Raw genomic sequence first — 20,252 nt, 5'->3', positions numbered from 1 at the left:
GCTGCCTCATCAACTTGCCGAAGGCGCGCGGGCTCAGTCCGGCGAACGGGGCTATCCAGGACGGCTCAGACGCCGTGATCACACCAGCCACGGCCGAGATCATCCCACGGCAAGATCACTTACGGGACAACCCTTAGTGTTCGAATAGAACAAGTGGCACCAGTCTTGACCTGCGGTGATGCGGTCCAAGTCGCGGGCCGGTGCTGGCAGTGCTGAGCTGGAGACGTGGCCTCGCCTGCCAAGCCTGCGAACCGATTGACAAGGACGTTCCGGGACGCCGTCAGCAAGCCGCCGACGCCCGCACAGAAGCGGATATTCGGTCTAGCGGTATTGTTAGGCTCTGCATTAATAGTCGATGGCGCGGCCTATGGCTTGCATCATTCATCAGCTGAAGTTCGGTTCATTGTCGGCATGTCGGCCTATCTGCTAGTTGGCATTGGCTGGCTCTTCCTGGCTCGCACTGAAGCAACGCAATGGGGTCAGACGCGCCATGGGCGATGGTGGAGAGAACGAATTCAGGAGATGCTCGTAATCTTGGCTGCCCTGTCGTTTCCAGTACTCATTTCGGGCGCTCTCTCTAGCGGCGAGGAATCCCCCAGAGGGGCGGAAGTTGCCTGGGCGGAGCTAATTAGTGGACTGACAGTAGCTGGGGTCGGGATTTTTGGGGCTATGCTAAATGAGTTTCGCGGCAGGGACTCAAGTGGCCTGAAGCGGCGATTCGATGATGCCATGGAAGATCTGCAAGTGCTCCGTCTGAGGGCGATCAGTCTTGCTAGCGATATCGCGGCACTGAAGCAATGGGCGCAGGTGGACGCAGAGAGGGCCGCACACTTCTCCCAGCTGCTTGAATCGGCAGACGGCACAGTGGCCCGCGTGCTGCGCCAAGTGGAGTTCGCAGAGACGTCAATCGTTGCGGCCGTCAAAGAGGAGCCACCTCGCCAACCAGATCCCAATGTCGGTGATGGCAGTGCGGCTGATTCCTCACAGAGAAATGATCTTCCCGGCGCCGCTCGGTGATTACATCCTGTGGGCGCCATATTGCGGCCTCAGTCCTGACCACTTGCAATCCTGCGGATCCGGCGGCTCAAGCTCAGGTCTCGCTCAGACTGCTCAACCTTCACTGCGGCGGGAAAGGTGGGGCCGTGCAGGCCCTTTTTGTTGGCGGTCGTTCATGGCCCGACGAACCAAGGGGGCAGTTCCCCGCCAACCCTGTGAACAGCTAGCGCGCGACCAGGACAGCCGCGTCGCATCGACCGCCAACAAACATGAACGGTTACATGCGGATCAGCCGGCGGCGGCTGCCCTGAGCGCCATGTCCGTCTGGTGGTGGCAGTGCCCGGCGAGGGCCTCGCGCATGGTGGGGTGTTGCCGCATGGCCGCGCCGGCCTGCCGCTCACCCTCCCGCAGCGCATTCAGCCGCGCGGCCTGCTCCTCGGGCAGGGCCTGGCCGGGGTACTCGGCGGTGACCTGCGCGGAGTACTCGAACAGCTCGGCGCGCGCCGCTTCGAGGGCACGCTGGAGGGCGATCAGGTCATCGGGGATGGGGAGAGCGTCAGGCATGCCGCGATCGTACGGGCGACCACCGACAGGACGTCCTCGCCTCGCTAGGCTGCGGGCATGACGATCAGGGCAGTGGTGTTCGATGTCGGCGAGTGTCTGGTGGATGAGACCCGCGAGTACGGGACTTGGGCTGACTGGCTGGGGGTGCCGAGGCACACGTTCGTCGCGCAGTTCGGGGCGGTGATCGCTGAGGGCCGGGACTATCGCGAGACGTTCCAGGTGTTCCGCCCGGGGTTCGACCTGTACGAGGAGCGGGAGAGGCGGGCCGCAGCTGGCCGGCCCGAGTGGTTCGGCGAGGACGACCTCTACCCGGACGTGCGCCCCGCTCTCGCTCGGCTTCGCGCAGACGGCTTGTGGCTGGCCATCGCCGGCAACCAGACCGTTCGGGCGGGTGGTCTGCTGCGCGAGCTGTTCACGGGTGACGTTGACCTGATCGGCACGTCGGACGACTGGGGCGCGAGCAAGCCCGACCGGCTGTTCTTCGAACGGGTCGCCGAGGTTACGCCAGCCGCACCCGGCGAGATCCTCTATGTAGGGGACCGCCTCGACAACGACATCCGCCCGGCCGTTGAGGCGGGCATGCGTACCGCCCTGATTCGGCGCGGCCCGTGGGGGTGGATTCAGCAGCACGATCCGGCGGCCGACGAGCTGGCGACGTTCCGCATCGACTCCCTCGGTGACCTGCCTGAGCTGATCGAGAAGTTCAACGCTGGAGCGAGCTGAGCGTCGCTGACCAGCTGTACAGCCGGTCGTCGACGCGCTGGACAGCCGCCGTGTCCTGCCACGTGGCCAGGGCGCGGCGCGCGTCCCGCACGCGATCCATGCCGGTGGCGTACCAGGTGGCGGCGAGCTGGTCGAGCGCCTGTTCCAGGAGCGTGCACGCCGCCTCCGGCCTCCCGGACGCGGCTTCGACGGCGGCCAGGTCGCCGAGGACAACGACGCGCTGCTTGCCGTCCATCTCGCCCAGGTCGCCGAGGACACCCTCCAGGGTGGTGCGTGCCTGTGGCAGGTGGCCGGCGAGGAGCTCGGTGTTCCCCTTGAACGCGGCGAGGCGGACGGGAGAGAACCACGTCAGCCAGTTCGGGGAGAGGTGCTCGTTGCCGGCAGCAAGGGTGTCCTCTGCACGATTGAGTAGGGCGAGTGCGCCGCGCTGGTCGCCGCATCGGGTGAGGCATTCGGCTTCTACTGCGTCCAGCCAGGCAAGAAGTTCGGCGGACGCGGGGCCTCGGCGGGCGTAGGTACGCGCGGCCTGCATCCGCTCGACGGCATCGTCGCGGCGGCCCGCCCAGCCGGGGATGAACGCGGCGTGTCCAAGAACGGCGGCGCCGAGGAGGGTGTCATCTGCTTCGCCTGCGGCTTGGAGGGCGCGGACGAGGGTGGCGTCGGCCTGTTCGGGTTGCCTCAGGTCGAAGAACTGAATGCGTCCCGCGAGCAGCAGGCTTTCGGAGAGGGCAGAGGCGAGGACGCGCCGTGCAACGCCGGACGTCTCGCCGAGAAGTGCAGTGCCGAGGTTGGCGTGTTCGGCTACGGCCTGCACGAGGGTGGCCGGGGCGACGCTCCAGTACAGACGGCGGTGGGCCTCGGTCACTATGGCGAAATCACTGCCGACAGTGGAGGGCTGGAGGCTCGTGGACTGAGCAGGGCGGGGCAGCGCGGACCGGAGCGCGGTGGGCGCGGACGCGGTACGGACCGGTGCGGGCGGCATGGGTGCCGGCCGGGCATTGCGGTCCCAGGGCGCACGGAATCCGAGGTCCTCGACGGGTAGGTGGAGGACGTGGGTGAGGAGCCGCTGGTAGTCGTCCTGCGGCCAGGGGGGCGTGTCGGATTCCCAGCGGCGGATCTGGCGGGTGCTGACGACGACCTCGCCCATTCCGAGTTGCCGGGCGGCGATGCTGAGCGCGTCGGCGAAGGCCTGCTGAGAGGAGAGGCCAGCTGTCTGGCGCGCCGCCTTCAGCGCGGTGTTGCCAGTGGATCGGGACACGGTGCCCTCCGAGAGGTGACTGGCTCTCAAAGATACGGGCGACCAGCCTTGGAGGGGCCCCCTATGGCATATGACGGCAGGTGGAGTCCTCAAAGAGTCCGCAAGGTGTCCTCTGTGCGGCCTTCAGGACGTCCCTCGCGGGGTCGAAGATGAGCGAGTCACCACATCTGGTGGCCACCAGACTACTGCCCGTGGGGAACCATCATGTCCGACGCGCTCGCCCCGCCCTCGTCGCCGACCGACGCCCAGTTGCACGGCAAGGCGTGCATCGAGTGCGGATCGGATGGCGGCCCGTTCGTCCCGGCCGGGCATCGGCACATCGAGACGTGCGCCGGCCGGGCCCCGCTCGGCTGGGCCGTCGTCGCCTGCCCCGAGCACGCACCGGCGGTGACGGAATGATCGAGATCCCGGTCGACCGGAGCGGCGAAGCCTGGCGGGCGACGATGCAGGGCCTGGCGGGCTACCAGCGCAAGATGGCCCGCCTCGACAACCAGCGCGCAGAAGCCGCCAGCCCTGAGGGCGAGCTCACCACAGACAACGCGCACCGCGAGGAACGCGCCCCCCACCTGCCCGCGACCATCCCAGGAGACCAGATGGCCAGCGACCCAATCTTCTCCCGCGTCCCGGCCCCCGCCTCCTGGGCCCGGACAGAGCCGACTCCAGCCCCACCAGCGCCGCAGCCCGAGCCGCCCGCCGATAGCGAGCAGGAGTGACCGCCCCGAGGCGGCGCCCCGGCTGGAGTCTCGACGAGCCGTACGGCCTACGGGCGGCCGCCGCGGACCTGGCGCAGATGGCCACCCGGGTCCACGTCCTCAATCGCCGACCGAGTCCACAGTCGTCTCTGGCGAGCCTGCGGCTCGTTGCGCGGATGCAGCAGGTCATTGCCCGGATCCGCCTTGAGCCGGCGCTGGAGGGGGCCGGCGAGGACGGCGTGATCGGTGAGCCCACTACGGGGTACTGCGGTGTGTGTCGCAGGTATGGGGCGGGCTCGTACGCCGGGCCGGCCAGTGCTTATTTGGACGCCATCACCGACCACCTGGGCTGTCCTGGTGAGGCTGACGTCTGCGAGGAGGCGCATCGCCATGGCCGGAACTGAGCGGCTCACGCCGTACGTGCTGGGCGGCGGCGGGTACGGCGTGTGGGACGAGGCGCTGGATGCGCGCGTCGAGCAGCCGGGGCTGGCCGACGTGTACTGGTTCCCGAACGAGGCGCGCGCGCAGGCCTGGATCGACCGACAGGCCGAGCCGTCAGCCGTCGAAGAGGCGCCGGAGCTCGGTGTCGAGTGCGTCGGCGACCGCAGTGAGCTGGTCGATCGTGGCCGCCACAGTGCCGTGCTCCAACCGGCCGACGGTGCGGCGGTCCATTCGGGCCAGCTCGCCCAGCCGCTCCTGACTGAGCCCACGCTGACGCCGGAGGGCCCGCAACCGGTTGCCGACGGCCCGGCGCTCACGGAGCTGCTGGTCGTCGGGGGCTGGGGCGGCGACTCCCCTCGGCGCCGACCAAACCATGATCAAACCCTGGACGCATAAGCGGACTTAGTCGCGAGAATGCTTCGATAGAGTCCGTTCCCATCACACTCCGGGGGGACCAAGATCCGGAGCATGCCCTGACCACGTACACCACGCTCACGCTCGACGGCATCACCGAGCCGACCACCTACGACACGCTCATGGAAGCCACCGCCGCCCTCGCGGCCATCCTGGAGTCCCTGCCCATGGACCCGACCGAACGCGAGGCCTATGCCTTCTTCATCAGCGCCCGAGGGAGGGTCTGTGACTTCATACGCCGCGACGGCGCATTCACCCTGCCCCTGACCATCCAGGGCCACGACTACGTCGCAACCCTTCGGGCCGCAAGTCCGCCGTGACCTACATGCCGCCCTCACGCCTCGCCCACCAGTACAGCAGCTGAGCGACCGTCTGGCACCCTGTCTTCCGTCGCAGTTCTGCCAGGCGGTTCGAGATCGTGCGACGCGAGATGGACAGCGCAACCGCAGCCTCGTCCTGTTCGTCACCGGCAGCCAGGCGCCGCAGGATGTCCTGGTGCAGCTCCGTCAGCTCGACGCCAGGATCCGTACCGTCCCATGGCTCGGATCGCGCCCAGTCGCGCTCGAAGCTTGCGACAAGGAGACGGACCAGGCCCTCGTCGAAACAGAACAGCGCGCGGTCCGGCTCAGGTCCCGGCCCCTCCCAGGGGGTCAGGACCGACGTCACTGCGACGCGCCGATCAATGATGATGGCCCGCTGGAACTCGTAGCTGGTGCGGATCTCAGCACCCTCATCCGTCATGGTCTGAGCCCACCTCGCGGTCGGGCCGTCCTTGCGCACGCTGGGTAGATAGATGGTACGCATGGAGGCCCCGCGCCGCAGCACTCCGAGGTCTCGCTGGTAGGACATGGCCAGGATGTGCGCTGGCCGGGGGCCGGTGGGTTGCGCCGTCAGCAGTTCCTGCGTGACGGAGGTGACGAGCGGTTCCAGCCTCGCGTTGATGGCTTCGAAGCCCGTGACGTACTCAAGGCTGCCGCTGCCCGAACCACCCGGGTGGGCAACCTGATAGGCGCTGCTGAGCTCGCGGAGCTGCGCGGGGATCGACCTCGCTTCGGCAAGGAGCTGCCCCGCCATCGTCTGGAGGGACGCCTGCCACTGCTGAACGGCCGCCTGGACATCCTGCGCCTGGTAGTGGCCGGCGCGGTGCGGGTCGGGGGCGACAAGTCGCACGCCAAGCAGCTGATCGAGTGCCGGGCTCTCTGGCGGGGCGGTCTCGCGGCCGGACAGAATCCGCAGGTAGAGGCGCTTGGCTGCCGGTGTGAGAAACGGACGAGAGTCCGATATGTCCAACTTCACACGATCTACCCCATCCAAAGCGTGCACATATGCGCAACCTTTTGACGATAGCGCGGGAACGCTTGCTTCAACCAGCAACCAAAGCGAAAACTGGTGCGTGCGGAGATCACCGCACCACCCACCTCTCACGCGACAGCTGCTGACGCAGCGAAAGGGGCGCGCATGTCCGCGAGTAAGGCCGGTCGCCGAACCGCCGCAGCACTCCTCGCCAGCCTCGTGGTGGCGGCTGGGATCGCCACAGCGGCAACGTCACTGCCGGCTGACTCTGACCGCACCACGGTGGCTGACTCGGTCTGGGGTGGGTTCGCGGCGGCCGATCCTCAGTCGACGCCTACCCCGACGCCCGAGGTCACTCTGATGGACTCAGTCTGGGGCGGGTGAGGTCTGCGGCTCGCCGCTCAAAGGCACCCGTCCCGTAGTGCCCGCTTTCACCGGGCGCTACGGGACGGGAACTGTGGGGCTGTGGGGTGCTCGTCCAGAAGCTGGGAGGCTTGCCGGGCATCCTACTGCCCCCACCGTCGACCCGTACCCCCCCGGGCGGGGGGTGCGGGTCGACTTGCTTCCGGGGAACGGTGGGGAATCCTGGGGAGTATCTGGGGGGCGGGGGAGTGCTCGGGGGGTTCCGTGGCGGGCATTCATGGGGACACATGGGCAGCTCTGGGGAGACTGTTTCGCCAGTTCAGTAGGGCGCGTCCTGTATCGCTGGTTGTCAGCGATGCCCGGGAGACAGAACCCGGCGTACAGGCCGGCTCCATCCGCCGTACCAGGGGCTTTGCCCCCGGAAGGGCCTCTGACCTGCGTCGGAGGCCCTTTCCGATCTTTCAGGGGCTTGCCGTGTTAGGCGGCAAAACATCCCTCGAAAGTCCCCCGGACAGAGCTGAAAGTCCCTGAAAAGTCCCCGATAATGATCTTGGTTGACTGTCGCTGACCAGGCCCGATGCACCAGCATCTGGGCCGCCTCGCGGCCCCGGGCCGACGCCATTTGTCTGGACGGACGTCTGTCATGAGACCGGTACCTGGCAGTAGGCCGCCGCGCGACGGTCCGGGCTGCGCGTCCCCGATGATCTGGCGCTGGTCGCCTATGACGATGAGATCGCCGACATCGCCGAGGTTCCGCTAACCGCCGTGGCACCGCCCAAGCAGCTGCTGGGTCGGACGGCGGCCGCGTTGCTGCTGGACCGGCCCGAACGCCCGGAGCACTCCCGCCGACACGTCCTGCTCCGACCGGCGATCACCGTCCGCGACTCCTGCGGAGCCGCCCGGCCGCAGCCGGCGCCGGTCCCGGAGTGACCGCATGCCCTCTCAGGGAGTCAGCAGGGCCGCCTCCGTGACATCCGGGTCCGGGTGGCGCTGCCAGTAGGCCAGTTCCTCGCGCCAGTGTGGTGGCCAGGACTCCTTCCCGCCGATGGTGCGGACGAGTCCCACGGCGAGCGTGGCGGCGGCGGTCGTGGCGCGAGCCCGAAGGTGGTGGAGCACCGCCAGGGTGGCCTCGGGTGGCGGGCGGTCGCCCCAGGCGAGGCCGGAGTCCTCGGCCACCCGGGCCAAGCGGAGCGGATGGCCCTCCGCCAAGTCGAGGCAGCGGTCCCAGAGGTGGAGCGCCGGGTCGCCGACCGCCAAGGCGCGGACCGCGACCAGCTGCGCCGCGCGGGCTGCCCGACCTGCCAGGCCGGCTCGGGTGAGCGGCTCGACCATTCCGTCCAGCAGCTCCGGCGCCAGGGAGTCGAATCTGCCACCGACCAGCCCGGCCAGCCGCAGCTGGGCCGGCTCCCGTTGGTCGCCGCTCCCAGTGGCCAGCTCGACCAGCCGGGAAACCACCTCCGGCCATCGGTCCTGCACGACCAGCTCCTCCGGGCGGAGGGAGAACACCATCGCGGCCTTCCGCCAGACCCGTCCCGCCTGACCGAAGGTCAGCAGCTGCGCCGCCGCCGCGCGGGCCGCTGCCTCGCCGGTACGGCCGCGCCGGATCACCGCGTCGAAGGCGTCCTCCGCGACGTCCGGATCGGGATGGATCGCTGCCGCTGCCAGGAAGTCCTCCCACGCCGCCTGGGCCAATCCGGGTAGCGGTTCCGTGCGCGCCGCCAGTACCGCCTCCCGCACGGCGGGTTCACCGAGCCATGCGCTGAGCCGGCCGGCCACGCCGGGCCGGTCGAGCAGACACACCATCAGCTCACCCAGGGTGGCTCGCACATCGCGGTGCAGACTCGGGTGGTCCCAGACGGCGACGGCCGTCCGTGCAGCCGCGTCGGGCGGGAGGTCGGCGAGGGCCCGGGCGAGTTCCTTGCCGACGCCGACCGGGGTGTCCGGCGCGAGCAGCGTCTCGCGCAGCAGCGCCGCAGCCTCGCCGTCCGGCGTGTGGGCAAGCACGCGGCGCAGGCCCCGGGCGGCGGCCCGGCCGCGTACCCCGCCGCCGAGCTGGGCGAGAAGCACGGGCAGGGTCTTCGCGGGATCGCCGACCTCCGCCAGCCGCAGCAGGGCGGCGGCGGCCACCGGCTGCGGCGCCCGGTCGATCACCTCCAGCAGGTCGGAGGGGCCGGTGAGCACTGCGGCAGCGGCCGTGCGCAGCGTGATCGTCCGTTCCTCATCGTGGGCCAGGGGTGCCACTAGCGCGGTGTGCAGGGCCCGGTCCGTGCGGGAGGCGTCTTCGGGAAGGGCCGGCACCCAGGGCACCGCTCTCTGGAGGTGAGCCGTCAGGGCGGGACCGATCAGGTCGGTCCGTCGCCGGACCAGCACGCTCCACACCTCGTCCATCTCGGCGAAGGCCGGGTGGGCCAGGATCACCTCCTCGCAGCGCCGCTCACGGGTCCACCACTTCCGCAGCAGCAGACGGACCGCACGGGCGCGAACTGCCAGGCCGTCCTCGCCGTTGAGGATCTGCCGCGACCAGCGATCGACCACCTGCAGGCGGGGAAGCACCTCCGCCGCACCCAACAGCCGCTCCGGCCTGCGCAGCCGGGGGTCCGTCCGCAGGCGTGCCCAGACCTTCCACGCGAAGGGCAGGTGCCTGACCAGCGGGCCGATTGGCTCGGTGCAGCGCGGATGTTCCCGCACCTGGGCGAGGACGGCCAGCAGTTCGGCGACCCGGTCGAGATCGCGGGCCTCGGCTGCCTGACGGATCGTCCGGGCGAGCCAGCGCGCGGTGGCGTCGAGGCAACGTGCAGTCGAGTCGCGTGCCTGAAGGACCGTCAGGGCTGCGTCGCGCAGGACGTCCTCCGGGACGGCGGCGAGGAACTCCTCCGGCGTCTCGGCCGCTCGGATCAGCGCCAGCTCCCGGACCTCGGGGTGGTCGTGCCAGGCCCGTTCGCTGCGCCGTAGCACGCGGGCGTACTCGGCGGGATCGCCGTTGAGCGCGGCGCACTGGAGCAGTGCCGACCAGCCGTAGCAGCGCATGTGTCGGCTGTGGTCCCCGGCCAGCCTGGCGAGCCGTTCCTCGGCCTCGGCGAGGGGAAGGTACCTGACTGTGGCGGCCAGGCGCTGTTCCCGGCTTCTCCGGCCGGCCAGGTAGTCGCGCACGACGACGGCTCGTTCCTGCGGATCGAGGGCGAGCAGCAGCGGACCGTACGGGCGGTCGTGTGGATGGGCGGCGAGCAGTTCGCGGGCCACGCGGTGCCGTTCGGACGGTTCGAGCAGCTGGAGCACGGGTTCGGGCCGCGGCTGTCCGAACGGACCCAGCGACGCCTTCGGGCGGCAGGTCCTGGCGAGGAGGGCCAGGTCCTCGGCGGGCAGGGCGCGCAGGGCCCGGCGGATCCGCTCCGGCAGCTCTCCGACCGGAACGGGCAGGTCGACCGCGTTCTCCCGAAGGGCGGCGACCACCGCTGCCGGTTCGGCGAGCAGGTCGACGACGGCCTCGGCAGGGAGTAGGCCGGGTCGGTTGTGGAGGACGGTCAGCCCGGCGTCGCGGTCGCGACGGGTCGCCCCGGCGATCAGCTGATCGCGCTGCCGGACGGGGAGCTGGGCGTCGGCGGGTTGCCCGGCCTGGCGCAGCAGGCACTCCGTCAGCGGACGGGGGGCGGTCCGGGCGAGCGAGCGCAGGACTCCCTCGGGGACGGGCAGGCGGGGAAGCCACGTGTCGACCAGGGCGGGGGTGCAGGCGGGCAGGAGCCGGGCCGCCTCCTGGCCGCCGTGAAGCCGGTCCACCTCGGGGAGCAAGCGGTCGGCGAGGGTGTGGCGCCTGCTCCGGCGGAGCAGCCGGTAGAGGGCGTGCCGGTGGGCGCGCGGTGCCGTGCGGGCGACATCGGCCAGAACCTCGTCCGGGACGGGCAGCCGGCCGGCGGCCGCCAGGGCGCGGGCGCGGAGCAACGGATCATCGAGGGCCGAGCGGACTCTCACCAGGTCGCGCCGGACCACGGCGAGGAAGAGCGCGGTGTGCCGGGCCTGAGTATCGCCCGAGTCGAGGGCCGCGTGAAGCGCCTCGTACGCGTCGGGGGCAAGGGCCCTGGCGTGGCGCGCGAGAGCGGCCTGGCGGGCGGGCCGGGGAAGCCGGTCGAACTGGGCGAGTTGCTGAGGAATGTCGTATGCCATCGCGATCACCGGGAGTTCGCGAGGCCAGCCTTTCGGATCATCATGGGCGTGATCATGGCGCCCGTCCCGGTGGCGTGCAACCGGTTTTCGTCGTTGAGCTTGCCTCGGCGGCGACACGTGCCGCGCCCGATCGGGAGTCTGCACTTTGCAGGCATTGCCGATAGACTGGCAGCATGACTGCACTCACCATCAGGGATGTCCCGGACGACCAGATCCAGACGCTCAAGATCCGGGCTGCCCAGGCCGGCAAGTCCCTCCAGGCGTACCTTCTCGACCTCATCGGGAGGGAGACCGCGAAGCCCACCATGGCGGAGATGATGGAGCGCTTGAGTCGCGAGGCCACTGCGGACGTCAGCACGGCGGACATTCTCGCGGCGATCGACGAGGGCAGGACCGGGCGTTGATCGTCATCGACAGCTCGGCCCTCGTCACCGTTCTCACCGCGCACAACCCTGGCGGAGACCTCGTCCGCACACGTGTCGCTGAAGCAGGTGATGTCTACGCTCCCACGCTGCTGGACTACGAGATCCAGTCGGCACTTCTCGGGATGCGGCGCGGCGGCAAGCTCACGGAGAGGGAGACCGAAAAGGCTGTCAGCGCTTACCAGCTCCTCCCGATCACCAAACGGGAGACGCTCCCCTTCTGGGACCGTGTGAAGACGCTACATGCCAACCTCAGCGCCTATGACGCCCAGTACGTAGCCCTCGCCGAAGCGCTCGGTGTGCCGCTGATCACCGGCGATGCGAGGATCAAGCGCAGCGGCGCGGCGAAGTGTGAAGTCGAGGTATTTGCCTCAGGCAACTGACGAAAGGCCGTGTACCAGTTGGAGCTCGCTGCGGCCGCCGTGGTGATCCTGCGGCTTCCGAGGCCTGTGGACAGAGCGAATCCGAGTGGGGTCTGGCCCCAGCCATGGACGAGGGTTCCACGTCCTGCGGCGCACGTACGCCTCCGTCACGCGAAGCCTCTCGGCCGAATGTCCCCGAGAAGTCCCAGCGGCTGGATCGGGCCCTCCACCGCGCGCAAAGTGCCTGGTCAGGCGGGTCGTGGCATGATCGTCGCCAAGGTTGGCCCAAAGTCGGCGTACAGGCCGACTCGTCCGCCGCCTGACTGCCGAAGGCCCCCTCTGGCCTGCTGATTCGCAGGTCGGAGTCTTTCTGTGCGATCCTCCCGTCCCGTTCAACACCTGGGCGCCCGCTGGGTGCGGTCAGACGTCGTCGTCGACGTTGTTCGCGGTCTCCTCGTCGGCGGCGGTCTCGGACGCGTCCTCCGGGGCGGGGGTGGAGAGGATCGCCGCGTCCGTGGTGCCGCCGCCGATGTCCGGAAGCTGTCTGCCGTTGCCGTCGGGCATGGTGCCCTGCCCCCCTGGGTGCAGATCCCCGCCCGGGTGCGGGGATCTGACGGACGGTAGCAGGACCGGCGGGTCACCGGCCGGCGTGCTGGGGCACCCGCTCGGTCAGGAAGTCCTCCCAGGTGCGCTTGCCGGTGGTGGCGCCGGTGAGGGAGAGGTTCTCGCCGGCGCGGTAGGCGCGGCCGGCCTTGCCGGGCATCCGGACCGGCAGCATCGGGCGGTGCTTGCCACGTGCCTTCAGGTAGGCACGGGCCAGGTCGGCCATCCCGTACACCGTCGGTCCGGCCAGGTCGGGTACCAGGCCGGCGGGGGCTCCGAGCGTCAGTTCCACGAGCCGGGCGGCGACCTCGCGTGGGTCCACCGGCTGGAGGCGGACCCCGCCCGGGGCGGGGATCACGGGCAGCTTGGCCATCTTCTCCGTCACCGTCAGCATCAGGTCGTGGAACTGGGCGGCACGCAGCGTGGTCCACGGCAGGCCGGAGCCGGCGACGGCCTGTTCGGCGCCCAGCTTGGACCGGAAGTAGCCCAGCGGGATCTTGTCCGCCCCGATCACCGAGATGTACACCAGGTGCCGCACCCCGGCCCGCCGGGCGGCCCGCACCAGGTTCCGGGTCGCCTCGTCGTCGCCCTTGGGGCCGCCCGCGAGGTGCAGGACGATCTCGACCCCGTCCACCGCGGACTCGATGCCCTCGTCCTTGAGCAGGTCGGCTGTCACGTACTCGACGCCGTCCCCGGACGGGCGGGCGTGCCGGCTCAGGACCCGTACGTCGCGGCCCGCCTCCCGCAGGAGCGGTACGACGTGGCGTCCGAGCGTGCCCGTGCCGCCGGTGACCAGGATGGGTGACGTCATGGCTTCTCCAAAGTCGCTCGGTCCGAGAGTCGCTCCCGGCCGTGGCGGCCGGGTTGGTCGATCTACTCCTATGACTCCGCGCGGAGAGCGAGTGTGACAGGGCGGACGGGCGGTCGGAAGGACGGACGGACGGGATCGGCCCGGCCGGGCGTGAGAGGGCGATGGTGGACGCGTGCAGTCAAGGTGACCGTTTCGCGTTCAACCTGGTAACGATTGGGTGATCAGTGGTCTCGACTGCGGCGTACGGCCGGCGCCGCGCCGCTAGGTTCACCCTTCGTGACCAAGCATCTCCTCAAGGTGTTGCCCGCCGTCGCGGCGGTTCTCGTGCTGTCCGCCTGCGACCCCACCACGGCTGCCGCGCCGGTCGGGACCACGGCCGCGGTGCAGTCCGTCGCGGCGGCGCCGGCGACGACGGGCGCGAAGCCCGCCGTGACGACCCCGGCGGCCGGCCCGGCGTCCACGCCGACCGACGCGCCGGTCGTGGCGCCGCTGCCGGACCCTGTGCCGTCGTCGGCGCCCGCGGCCGCTGCTCCCACACCGGCGCCCACCAAACCGGCACCCACGAAGCCGGCGCCCGCGAAGTCCGCACCGGCCATGCCCGAGGCCGCGCCGACGGCGGAGCCGAGCAAGGCGCCGGCGGCGCCCGCGGGCAGCTGCGCCAGGCACACCACCGGCGCCTGCGGCTGGGACCTGGGCCTGAAGCCGTCCTCGTCGGCGCAGATGGCCGAGTGCAATGACGGCACCTCGTCCGAGTCGGCGAACTTCAGCGGGACCTGCTCGCACCACAAGGGCGTTCGCTACTGGTTCAAGTAGCGCTACCGACGGGCACCATCACGCCGGGCGTGACGGACCGTCACGCCCGGCGTCCTCCCGCTCACCTGCGCCGCCGGGCCCCGGGCCCCTACCCCGCGTCGGGGCGACGTGGGGCTCAGGCCGGGTGGGCTCCGACGGCGTCGCGGATCTGCTCGCCCAGGCCGCCGTTGACGCGGGCGCAGTTGGCGCAGCAGAAGAAGCGCCCGGACACCTCGACGCCATGGCCGACGATGCGGACCTGGCAGTGCTCGCAGCGCGGCGCGAGCTTCTCCATCGCGCACTCGAAGCTGTCGAAGGTGTAGGTGTCGCCGGTGATGGTCTTGATCTCGAAGGCCAGCCAGTAGTCGTTCCTGCAGACGTCGCAGACTGCCATGGGCCCGTCTCCCTTCCTCTGGGGCTGACCGACCGGGGCGGTGGCTCAGCGCTCTCCCAGTGTCGAAGGCGCTCCCGGGGGCGGCCATCGGCGATCGGCCGTCCGGGCGCCGCACCACGGGCCGCCGCCGCTCTGCGGGACCCCGGGCTTCGCGGCGCGCCCGGTGCTTTCCGGTCTCCTCGTTCCCAAGGTAGCGGGCCGGACTCAGGGCTGCCCGGCCGCGAGCTCCTCCAGGGTGCGCAGCGCGCGCACGGCGTCGTCGGCCCCGACGAAGAGGTGGTCGTGGTGGAAGCCGGCCACCACGTTGCAGCTGATGCCCGCCTCGGCGAGGCGCCCGGCCACCGCGGCGGTGAGGCCGACGGCCGCCAGCGCGGAGTGGATCCGCAGGGTGATCCAGGCGGCCACGTAGTCGTAGCGCAGGCCGAGCGAGTCGGCCTCCTCCTGGGGCAGCACCGCGGTGATGCCCTCCGCCTCCGTCACCGTGACGACGGGCCGCATCCCGGCGGGAACCCTGGCGGGGAACGTGCAGTACACGTACTTCCCCGGGTTGAGCACCGGGCGCATTCCCTGGAGCAGTTTCGCGAGGTCTCGTTCACCGGCCATGCCCGCCACGGTAGTCGCTGGGCGGCGCGCTGGGCGGGAGCGACGTGACCGGGCGGCTGGGCGGAAGGCCCGGCGGTGCCGGCCCGTCGCGAACGACTGTTGTTCTGTCTCCTGTCTCACTGAGCCCTGACCACGTCTCACCGACGCCTGATCAGTCGCTCGATCCATGGCCGAGCCTCGTGCGGACTGCTCCCCTCCGAGTGGACCTGGTCGATGAGGCCGTTCACGTGGCTCTCCAGCGCTGCGAGTTCGAAGCACGTGGTTATCGGCAGGGTGGGGTGCGGGCGGCAGCCGGCCTTGAGGGAGTCGGGCAGGCCGTCGAAGGCGAGGACCTTCTCGTGGGCGACCCGGTAGAGCGCGTACTCCGCGCCGTCGATCTCCTCGATGGGAAGGTCGCCCTCCCAGGCGTCCTCGTACCATCTGCCCGAGATACGGGAGATGAAGAGAAGGGCGCGTTGGCCCACGGCGAGTGACCGTTGGCCCCAGGTGGTCGGCTTGCCGACGAACTGGATCTGTGATCCCACCCTGGCCCGGAAGACCCGCTTCGAGTACACCTCTTCGACGACCGCGGTGAATTGCTGCGGAGCCGGAGAAGCAGTGATCGCCACCCTGATCAGGGCGTTCCCTTCCACCTTCGCCTGCAGAAAGCTCATGGCCCGATTGTCATCCCTACCGCCGGCCGGTGAAAGATCACCCCAGGGCCACTGGGACGTCGCCCGCCTGGTGAACATCCCAGGTGACGTTGGCGAGGTGATCCCGCTCGGTCATCCCTTCGAGAGCCTTCCACACCTCGTCGCTCCGGTCGGACGCCGGTGAGACGTGGTCAAGGTTCGAATGGGACGGACGGCGAACGACTGTCGTTCACCGTTGACGGGCGACAGTCGCCGATATATCGTCGAGTTATCGAGACAGTTACTTCGAGACTGTCCGACAGTCCCAGGTGTTCCGGCTGGTCCGAGCTTGTTCGGACGGCCCGGACGTGAAAGGTGGTGGGCGTCATGCGCCCAGGAAATCCGTACAGGCAGGAGGGCCCGCGCGGCGGACGTCGCCGTGGACGCGGCCCGGGAGCGGGGGAGTTCCCCGGTGAGGGGTTCGAGGGCCGCGGCGCCTTCGGGCCGTTCGGGCCGCCGCCCGGCGGCGGGCCGGGCTTTCCGGGCCGCCCGCCCGGTCCGTGGGGCCGGGGCTTCGGCGGGCACGGCGGTCGCGGGCACTACCCCGGCGGCCGGCGCGGCGGGCGGGCCCGGCGCGGGGACGTGCGTGCCTCGCTGCTGGCGCTGCTGAAGGAGCGCCCGATGCACGGCTACGAGATGATCGCCGAAATCGGCGAGCGGACCGGCGGGGCCTGGCGCCCGAGCCCGGGTTCGATCTACCCGACCCTCCAGCTGCTGGAGGAGGAGGGGCTGATCACGGCGCAGGTGGTGTCCGGCAAGCGACTGGTCTCGCTCACCGAGGCCGGGCGGGCCGAGGCAGAGGCCGGGCCCGACGAGCCGTGGGCCGAGGCCGGCCGTGAGGTCGACTGGGAGGCCGTCCAGGAGGTCGGCCAGGCGCTCGGTGCGGTGGACAACGCGATCCGTCAGGTGATGGCCACCGGCACGGAGGCGCAGCGCGCCAAGGGGCTGGCGGTGCTCACCGAGGCCCGGAAGAAGCTGTACCTGATCCTCGCCGAGGATGACTGACCCGGGCGGGGGGCAAGGGGCCGGAGCGGGGGAGGGGAGGGTCGGGTGGTGCTGCTGCGGTACGTCCCCCCGGACGGGCGCGCCGCGGACAGGGACGGCGCACGCGGGCCGGAGCCTCAGCGGCGTACGACGAACAGTCCCGCGCAGACCAGCAGCAGCACCGCCCACCCGAACCACAGCCAGCTGTTCGACCCGAGCGCCACGGTGTAGGCGCTGACCAGCACCAGCAGCCCGCCTGTCAGCCAGGCCACCTGTCGGTTGCGATGCGCGTTGGCGGCCGGGGGCGGGGCGGGAGGGGGATTGCGGTGTCGCTCGGGTTGCGCCATGGCCGTCCTCCAGACCGTGGACCGTCCGCCGTCGGACCGAACGCCGTCCGCTGGCTGGCGCGGACGGCCCGGCCCGGCCCGGCGTGGTCCACGCCTGCGCTACGCCGGAGGTTCCTCCGACGTGGACATCGACTCGGGGTCGGGTGACTCGGGGGTGGGTGCGTGGCCGGAGGTCACCGGGTCGAACTCGTAGCGCCAGTGCCAGCGGTAGCCCCGCTCCTGCTTGGCGCGGACGTACACCAGCGTCTGCGCCGGTACGTCCCCGTGCGCGGGGACCGGCACCTTGTACGTCTTGGGCACGCCGTTGAACGGGCCCAGGGGGATCGGCAGTATCCGGCCGTCCAGTGGGCCGCCGATGAATTCGATCTCCGCACTTCTCACCACACCAGCGTCTCACCTCCCGCGCTCGACTGACACTCGCCCGCCACCGGCCGGGCACCGGCCCGCGACCAGGACCACCACCGGCCGGGCACCGCCCCGTCACCGGCCCGTCACTGGCCCGTCACCGGGATCGCCTCCGGAAGGGCGCCGCCGCAGGAGCGTCACTGTGACCAGCGCTGCACCGCCCCCGGTCATCCGGACCCGCTCCGCACCCTTATCCTGCTCTGTACGCCCTCGGGGTTCACCCGGGTCAGCGGGCCTGTACGGGCCGGGTGAGGCGCGCGTCCGTGTGCCTGCCCGCCGAGTCGCAACTCTCGCACTCCGTACCGTGACCCCGGCGTCGGCCGTCCGGCAACCCCGGCTCCGGCCGGCAGGCGAGACGCCGGTCCGAGCACCACCCGGGAAGCAGCGGGGGGTTTCGGGTGTTGCGTCGAGTGTTGCGTCGAATGCTGTGTCACACCAGGCACGGCAGGTGTACGGAAGGGGCCCGATGGAAGCCAGCAGCAGGTGGACGACCTGGTGGCAGAAGCGCGATCGTCAGCGGGCCCGTCCGGCCGCCGCCGACGGCCCTGCCGCCCGACTGGATCAGCTGCTCGGTGCCGTCCGCGCCGGCTTCCCGCTCGCACCGGCCGCGCACCCGGCGGGTTACCGATGTTCCTGTGACCGGGTCGGCTGTCCGGCCCCCGCGCAGCATCCGGTCTCCTTCGCCTGGCAGACGCAGGCCAGCACCGACCCCGAGCAGCTGGCACGCTGGCTCTCCCGTGACCCGCAGGCGAACTTCATCACCGCCACCGGCCGCGCCCACGATGTCCTGGACGTACCGGCCGAGGCCGGTCGCCTCGCCCTGACCAGGCTCACCGAGCAGGGCGTGGCGGGGCCCGTCGCCGCCGTCGGCGAGGACCGCTACCTCTTCTTCACCGCCACCCGCGGCACCCCGGTCGACGAGGACGAGTGGTGGCCGAGCGCCCTGGACTCGACCCCGGACACCATGTCCGAACACCCAGGTCTGCGCTGGCACTGCCGGGGCTCGTACACCCTGCTTCCGCCGGCCGCCCTGCCGGACGGCTCCCAGGTGCGTTGGCTGCGCGGCCCCGAGCAGCCGCTGCCGGATCCGCTGCGGGTGCTGGACGTGCTGACCGACGCCTGTACCGAGGTGGGCGCGGTGGCCGAGGAGCAGTGGCTCATCGGCTGACCGCCGTCGGCCCGAACGGACTGCGCAGACCGGAATGGACAGCGCAGGCCCGGCCGACCGATCGCCCGGGCAATCGCTCGCCCGGGCGGGCCGCCCGCGCCGGCGCGGCCGTGCTACGGCAGGGTGAGGATCTCCGCGCCGTCCGCCGTGACCACCAGCGTGTGCTCGAACTGGGCGGTGCGCTTGCGGTCCTTGGTGACGACCGTCCAGCCGTCCGCCCAGATCTCGTAGTCGTACGTGCCCAGGGTGAGCATCGGCTCGATGGTGAAGGTCATCCCGGGCTTGATCACCTCGGTGGCGCGCTCGCTGTCGTAGTGCGGGATGATCAGGCCGGAGTGGAACGACGTGTTGATCCCGTGGCCGGTGAAGTCCCGCACCACGCCGTAGTCGAATCGCTTGGCGTACGACTCGATGACCCGCCCGATCACGTTGATCTGCCGGCCGGGCTTGACGGCCTTGATGGCCCGGTTGAGGGCCTCCCGGGTGCGCTCGACCAGCAGCCGGGACTCCTCGTCGACGTCCCCGCAGAGGTAGGTGGCGTTCAGGTCGCCGTGCACGCCGTGGATGTAGGCGGTCGCGTCGATGTTGACGATGTCGCCGTCCTGGAGCACGGTCGAGTCCGGGATGCCATGGCAGATCACCTCGTTGACCGAGGTGCAGATCGACTTGGGGAAGCCCCGGTAGCCCAGGTCGGACGGGTACGCGTCGTGGTCGCACATGTACTCGTGGGCGACGGCGTCCAGCGCGTCGGTGGCGACACCCGGCGCGATCAGCTTCGCGGCCTCCTCCATCGCCTGCGCGGCGATGCGGCTCGCGATCCGCATCTTCTCGATCGTCTCGGCGCTCTGCACCTCGGGCCCGGTGTACGGCGTCGGCGCGGGCTTGCCGACGTACTCGGGGCGCGCGATGTGGGCCGGGACCTTGCGGGTGGGGGACTGGATGCCGGGTACGAGAGCCATGGCGGCGAGTCTATCCGGCGGCCGCGGCCCGCCCCGGCGGTGTGCGCGCGGGCTCCTACGGGCATGATCGGCACGAGCGACGGATGCATGCACCACCCGAACCTGGTGCTCGGCCCATCAGTCACCTCAGTCACCTCAGTCACCTCATCACCGACCGACCGGAGAGGCCCGCCATGAACCTGGGATTCAGCCGCAAACCGACCGGCAAGCCCGGCGAGTGGTTCTTCTGCATCAAGCACAACAAGGTCGAGGAAGGCCCCGAGTGCCCGGCCAAGGACCGCCTCGGCCCCTACGCCACCCCCGACGAGGCCGCCCACGCACTGCAGCTCGCCGAGGAACGCAACCGCGAGTGGCAGAACGACCCCCGCTGGCGCGACACCCCGGCCACCGCCCCCGACGAGGACTGATCCACCGGAACCAACCGGGCCCGACCGGCGTTGGCATCGGCGCAATCGGTCTGTGCCGTGGTCGCGGGGGCGGCCAGCGCGTCCGGTTCCGTCCGATGCAGTCCGAGGGGGAGGACGAGCGGCATGGCAGAGCCCAGGGAGAGCGGCGCGGGCTACCGGGTGGACCCGGGAGCACTGCAAAAGGCGGGTGGCGTGGCGTTCGAGCTGTGACAGACCGCCCTCACCGAAGCCGGGAAGAGCTGCGAGGCGACCGGTGCCGCCGTGACCGGCCTGGCGGGCTGGCAGACCGCTGACCAGCTCAGGGCCACCCAGCAGCTTTGGGAGAAGCAGAACGACATGCTGGCCGAGCGACTGGGCCGCACCGGGGGAACCTGGAGACCAGTGGCCGGTCCTACCGCGCAGTCGAGGACGCCAATCGGTCG

The 20,252-nt window shown here is 70.6% G+C and carries 24 protein-coding genes and 2 pseudogenes; 12 read left to right on the top strand and 14 right to left on the bottom strand.

Features of this window, described 5'->3' with window-relative positions:
- Nucleotides 1-91: pseudogene (locus ACIBH3_RS18620) on the bottom strand (IS5/IS1182 family transposase); the annotation flags it as partial.
- 638 nt (nt 92-729) lie between these two features.
- Between ACIBH3_RS18620 and ACIBH3_RS18615 the strand changes: the two are divergent.
- Complete coding sequence (locus ACIBH3_RS18615) at nt 730-1,017, top strand: hypothetical protein (RefSeq protein WP_396313057.1); 288 nt, start codon at nt 730-732, stop codon at nt 1,015-1,017.
- Nucleotides 1,018-1,284: 267 nt separating this feature from the next.
- On the opposite strand, the gene ACIBH3_RS18610 is transcribed toward ACIBH3_RS18615, so the two are convergent.
- Nucleotides 1,285-1,560, bottom strand: a complete 276-nt coding sequence (locus tag ACIBH3_RS18610; RefSeq protein ID WP_396313056.1) for a hypothetical protein — start codon at nt 1,558-1,560, stop codon at nt 1,285-1,287.
- Nucleotides 1,561-1,617: 57 nt separating this feature from the next.
- Between ACIBH3_RS18610 and ACIBH3_RS18605 the strand changes: the two genes are divergently transcribed.
- Complete coding sequence (locus tag ACIBH3_RS18605; RefSeq protein WP_396313055.1) at nt 1,618-2,283, top strand: HAD family hydrolase; 666 nt, start codon at nt 1,618-1,620, stop codon at nt 2,281-2,283.
- Here the strand turns inward: ACIBH3_RS18605 and ACIBH3_RS18600 are convergent.
- Nucleotides 2,264-3,541 carry a transcriptional regulator gene (locus ACIBH3_RS18600; protein WP_396313054.1) on the bottom strand — a complete coding sequence of 426 codons (1,278 nt, stop codon included), beginning with the start codon at nt 3,539-3,541 and terminating at the stop codon, nt 2,264-2,266. The two genes, ACIBH3_RS18605 and ACIBH3_RS18600, sit on opposite strands and share 20 nt — an antisense overlap.
- A gap of 204 nt (nt 3,542-3,745) precedes the next feature.
- On the opposite strand from ACIBH3_RS18600, the gene ACIBH3_RS18595 reads away from it, so the two are divergent.
- Nucleotides 3,746-3,940 carry a hypothetical protein gene (locus ACIBH3_RS18595; protein ID WP_396313053.1) on the top strand — a complete coding sequence of 65 codons (195 nt, stop codon included), beginning with the start codon at nt 3,746-3,748 and terminating at the stop codon, nt 3,938-3,940.
- The gene (locus ACIBH3_RS18590) at nt 3,937-4,254 is read left to right on the top strand and encodes a hypothetical protein (protein WP_396313052.1); all 318 of its coding nucleotides are present in this window, start codon (nt 3,937-3,939) and stop codon (nt 4,252-4,254) included. Before ACIBH3_RS18595 ends, ACIBH3_RS18590 begins: the two co-directional genes overlap by 4 nt.
- A gap of 534 nt (nt 4,255-4,788) precedes the next feature.
- Here ACIBH3_RS18590 and ACIBH3_RS18585 read toward each other — a convergent pair.
- On the bottom strand, nt 4,789-5,049 hold the full coding sequence (locus tag ACIBH3_RS18585; RefSeq protein ID WP_396313051.1) for a helix-turn-helix domain-containing protein: 261 nt from the start codon (nt 5,047-5,049) through the stop codon (nt 4,789-4,791).
- Nucleotides 5,050-5,210: 161 nt separating this feature from the next.
- Between ACIBH3_RS18585 and ACIBH3_RS18580 the strand changes: the two genes are divergently transcribed.
- Nucleotides 5,211-5,408 (top strand): hypothetical protein, encoded by a 198-nt coding sequence (locus tag ACIBH3_RS18580; protein ID WP_396313050.1) that lies wholly within the window; start codon nt 5,211-5,213, stop codon nt 5,406-5,408.
- Nucleotide 5,409: 1 nt separating this feature from the next.
- Here ACIBH3_RS18580 and ACIBH3_RS18575 read toward each other — a convergent pair whose 3' ends face one another.
- Nucleotides 5,410-6,378 (bottom strand): hypothetical protein, encoded by a 969-nt coding sequence (locus ACIBH3_RS18575; protein WP_396313049.1) that lies wholly within the window; start codon nt 6,376-6,378, stop codon nt 5,410-5,412.
- A 1,047-nt stretch (nt 6,379-7,425) separates the two neighbouring features.
- Here ACIBH3_RS18575 and ACIBH3_RS18570 point away from each other — a divergent pair.
- A pseudogene (locus tag ACIBH3_RS18570) lies at nt 7,426-7,674 on the top strand (substrate-binding domain-containing protein); the annotation flags it as partial.
- 12 nt (nt 7,675-7,686) lie between these two features.
- On the opposite strand, the gene ACIBH3_RS18565 reads toward ACIBH3_RS18570, so the two are convergent.
- Nucleotides 7,687-10,902 carry a hypothetical protein gene (locus tag ACIBH3_RS18565; RefSeq protein ID WP_396313048.1) on the bottom strand — a complete coding sequence of 1,072 codons (3,216 nt, stop codon included), beginning with the start codon at nt 10,900-10,902 and terminating at the stop codon, nt 7,687-7,689.
- A 173-nt stretch (nt 10,903-11,075) separates the two neighbouring features.
- Between ACIBH3_RS18565 and ACIBH3_RS18560 the strand changes: the two genes are divergently transcribed.
- Both ACIBH3_RS18560 and ACIBH3_RS18555 read left to right on the top strand, forming a co-directional pair.
- Nucleotides 11,076-11,306, top strand: coding sequence for a FitA-like ribbon-helix-helix domain-containing protein (locus ACIBH3_RS18560; RefSeq protein ID WP_396313047.1), 231 nt, complete (start codon nt 11,076-11,078; stop codon nt 11,304-11,306).
- Nucleotides 11,303-11,707 carry a type II toxin-antitoxin system VapC family toxin gene (locus tag ACIBH3_RS18555; protein ID WP_396313046.1) on the top strand — a complete coding sequence of 135 codons (405 nt, stop codon included), beginning with the start codon at nt 11,303-11,305 and terminating at the stop codon, nt 11,705-11,707. Before ACIBH3_RS18560 ends, ACIBH3_RS18555 begins: the two co-directional genes overlap by 4 nt.
- A gap of 399 nt (nt 11,708-12,106) precedes the next feature.
- On the opposite strand, the gene ACIBH3_RS18550 is transcribed toward ACIBH3_RS18555, so the two are convergent.
- Nucleotides 12,107-12,250 (bottom strand): hypothetical protein, encoded by a 144-nt coding sequence (locus ACIBH3_RS18550; protein ID WP_396313045.1) that lies wholly within the window; start codon nt 12,248-12,250, stop codon nt 12,107-12,109.
- A gap of 73 nt (nt 12,251-12,323) precedes the next feature.
- Entirely contained in the window at nt 12,324-13,100 is a 777-nt protein-coding gene (locus ACIBH3_RS18545; RefSeq protein WP_396313044.1) for an SDR family oxidoreductase, read from the bottom strand.
- A 276-nt stretch (nt 13,101-13,376) separates the two neighbouring features.
- Between ACIBH3_RS18545 and ACIBH3_RS18540 the strand changes: the two genes are divergently transcribed.
- Nucleotides 13,377-13,913, top strand: coding sequence for a hypothetical protein (locus ACIBH3_RS18540; RefSeq protein ID WP_396313043.1), 537 nt, complete (start codon nt 13,377-13,379; stop codon nt 13,911-13,913).
- Nucleotides 13,914-14,028: 115 nt separating this feature from the next.
- On the opposite strand, the gene ACIBH3_RS18535 is transcribed toward ACIBH3_RS18540, so the two are convergent.
- The 3 genes from ACIBH3_RS18535 to ACIBH3_RS18525 form a co-directional block, all read right to left on the bottom strand.
- Nucleotides 14,029-14,286: a Prokaryotic metallothionein gene (locus tag ACIBH3_RS18535; RefSeq protein ID WP_396313042.1), complete on the bottom strand. Its 258-nt coding sequence runs from the start codon at nt 14,284-14,286 to the stop codon at nt 14,029-14,031.
- A gap of 204 nt (nt 14,287-14,490) precedes the next feature.
- A complete protein-coding gene (locus tag ACIBH3_RS18530; protein WP_396313041.1) occupies nt 14,491-14,889 on the bottom strand; it encodes an ACT domain-containing protein in 399 nt (132 codons plus the stop codon).
- 137 nt (nt 14,890-15,026) lie between these two features.
- Complete coding sequence (locus tag ACIBH3_RS18525) at nt 15,027-15,542, bottom strand: hypothetical protein (RefSeq protein ID WP_396313040.1); 516 nt, start codon at nt 15,540-15,542, stop codon at nt 15,027-15,029.
- A 345-nt stretch (nt 15,543-15,887) separates the two neighbouring features.
- Here ACIBH3_RS18525 and ACIBH3_RS18520 point away from each other — a divergent pair, with 345 nt between their 5' ends.
- Nucleotides 15,888-16,565 (top strand): PadR family transcriptional regulator, encoded by a 678-nt coding sequence (locus ACIBH3_RS18520; RefSeq protein ID WP_396313039.1) that lies wholly within the window; start codon nt 15,888-15,890, stop codon nt 16,563-16,565.
- Nucleotides 16,566-16,681: 116 nt separating this feature from the next.
- On the opposite strand, the gene ACIBH3_RS18515 is transcribed toward ACIBH3_RS18520, so the two are convergent.
- Both ACIBH3_RS18515 and ACIBH3_RS18510 read right to left on the bottom strand, forming a co-directional pair.
- Nucleotides 16,682-16,816 carry a hypothetical protein gene (locus ACIBH3_RS18515; protein ID WP_396313038.1) on the bottom strand — a complete coding sequence of 45 codons (135 nt, stop codon included), beginning with the start codon at nt 16,814-16,816 and terminating at the stop codon, nt 16,682-16,684.
- A 174-nt stretch (nt 16,817-16,990) separates the two neighbouring features.
- Entirely contained in the window at nt 16,991-17,275 is a 285-nt protein-coding gene (locus ACIBH3_RS18510; RefSeq protein WP_396313037.1) for a hypothetical protein, read from the bottom strand.
- Nucleotides 17,276-17,762: 487 nt separating this feature from the next.
- On the opposite strand from ACIBH3_RS18510, the gene ACIBH3_RS18505 reads away from it, so the two are divergent.
- Entirely contained in the window at nt 17,763-18,464 is a 702-nt protein-coding gene (locus tag ACIBH3_RS18505) for a bifunctional DNA primase/polymerase (RefSeq protein ID WP_396313036.1), read from the top strand.
- Between the two features lie 113 nt (nt 18,465-18,577).
- Here the strand turns inward: ACIBH3_RS18505 and map are convergent, their stop codons facing one another.
- Nucleotides 18,578-19,423, bottom strand: a complete 846-nt coding sequence (map, locus tag ACIBH3_RS18500; protein WP_396313035.1) for a type I methionyl aminopeptidase — start codon at nt 19,421-19,423, stop codon at nt 18,578-18,580.
- Nucleotides 19,424-19,596: 173 nt separating this feature from the next.
- Here map and ACIBH3_RS18495 point away from each other — a divergent pair, with 173 nt between their 5' ends.
- A complete protein-coding gene (locus ACIBH3_RS18495; protein ID WP_396313034.1) occupies nt 19,597-19,830 on the top strand; it encodes a hypothetical protein in 234 nt (77 codons plus the stop codon).
- Nucleotides 19,831-20,252: the final 422 nt, after the last annotated feature.

The organism is Kitasatospora sp. NPDC050543 (assembly GCF_044457565.1).
In the GTDB taxonomy this organism is placed as follows: Bacteria; Actinomycetota; Actinomycetes; order Streptomycetales; family Streptomycetaceae; genus Kitasatospora.
The sequence above is the reverse complement of the archived record's forward strand: the minus strand, read 5'-3'. Positions and strand labels throughout refer to the sequence as shown.